Origin of the sequence: Cellulomonas citrea (assembly GCF_009829685.1) — a bacterium.
In the GTDB taxonomy this organism is placed as follows: domain Bacteria; phylum Actinomycetota; class Actinomycetes; order Actinomycetales; family Cellulomonadaceae; genus Cellulomonas; species Cellulomonas citrea.
This window is the reverse complement of record NZ_VWSD01000288.1, coordinates 1-1,407: the sequence shown is the minus strand read 5'-3', so window position 1 is coordinate 1,407 and position 1,407 is coordinate 1. Positions and strand designations below refer to the sequence as shown.

At 78.1% G+C, this 1,407-nt stretch carries 1 pseudogene; it reads right to left on the bottom strand.

The annotated features are described in order from the left end of the window. Positions 1 to 122: 122 nt before the first annotated feature. Positions 123 to 1,407 (bottom strand): annotated as a pseudogene (locus tag F2B26_RS16235) (glycosyltransferase family 2 protein); the annotation flags it as partial.

Sequence of the window (1,407 nt, the reverse complement as noted above, 5' to 3'; positions counted from 1 at the left end):
CGCGGCGACGACCGGCGACCGCAGTCCTCCGCCCACCACGACGACGGTCGCACCGAGGACGGCCACGGCGCTGGCCGCGCGCGCGAGCCGGCCGAGCCAGCGTCGTGCCGACGTCTGGTCGCTCATCGTCCCGCCCTCCGTCGACGCAGCGGCAGCGCCACGAGCAGAGCCAGCAGCCCGACGCCCCCCTGGGCCACCAGCCACGGCAGCCTGCCCGGGTCGACGTACCGCACCTCGAGCTGACCGGAGGCACCGGCGGGCACGGTGAAGCTCTGCCGCCAGCCCTCGTCGGCTGCCACCAGCGGGCGACCGTCGAGCCACGCGTGCCACCCTGCGGCGCGGCGCTCGGCAAGGACGAGCGTCCGCTCGCCGTCGGAGGACGCCACGGTGGCGTCGACCTGACTCCCGTCGGAGTCGACCAGCTCGGCCGTCGTCGTCGGCGCAGCCGGGTCGGCGCCCGCAGCGACGAGCCGCGCCCAGCTGGTCACCACCGGCCGGCTCGCATCGGCCGCCGGCGCCGCCACCCGCCACAACGTCCCGGTGACGCCCTCGGTCACGCGTTGCAGCCCGGCCGTCGCGTCGAGCCGGGCGACGAGCAGGGCACGGGCCTGGCCGGCCGGGTCGTCGTCGGTGACGCCCGGGGCCAGCGCGGGGACCTGGACGTGCGCGACGCCGAGCGCGCCCAGCGGCGCTGACACGTCGGTGCCGGCTCCGGTCGCCAGGGCGGCGACCAGACCCTGCACCTCACGCGTCGCCGCGTCGGGCGCGGCCAGGTGGTCCGAGGTGAGCGACCCCTGCAGAGCACGGGTCGAGGCCGAGGCCGCCTGGTCGATGAGCTGCACACCGTCACCGCGCACGAGCTGCCACCGCACCGGGTCGGACGCGTCGCCCGCCTCGACGAGCAGCACCCGGGAGGCGACCGGTGCCGCGAACGCCTGCTGCGCGACCGCAGGCACCACCCGCTGGTCGGTGACGTGCAGCGCGAGCCCCGTCCCCGCGCGCATCTGCCAGACCCAGGACCCGGCGCTGAGCGCCACCGCGAGCACCGCCACGACGACGAGACCGGCGGCGACCGGCTGCCGCCAGCCGAACGCATGAGCGGCCAGCCGGGCACTGGCCCCGTCAGCACCGACCAGCCCGGCGGTGAGCAGCCCTGCCAGGGCGAGCGAGACCGCGGCACCGCCCCAGGCCGGCCCGACCTGGTCGGCGGTGCGCACCGCGGGGACGGCCGCGAGCAGCGTCGCCGTCACCAGCCCGACGAGCGCGACCAGCCACCCGACCCGCACCGCCCGCGCGGCCCCTCCGCCCCGCGCGAACGCCAGCACCGCGAGCACGAGCACGAGGCCACCGGCCAGCACCGGCCAGGCGACCTGGACCCACGAGGGCACCCAGCCCGGGACCAGGGCG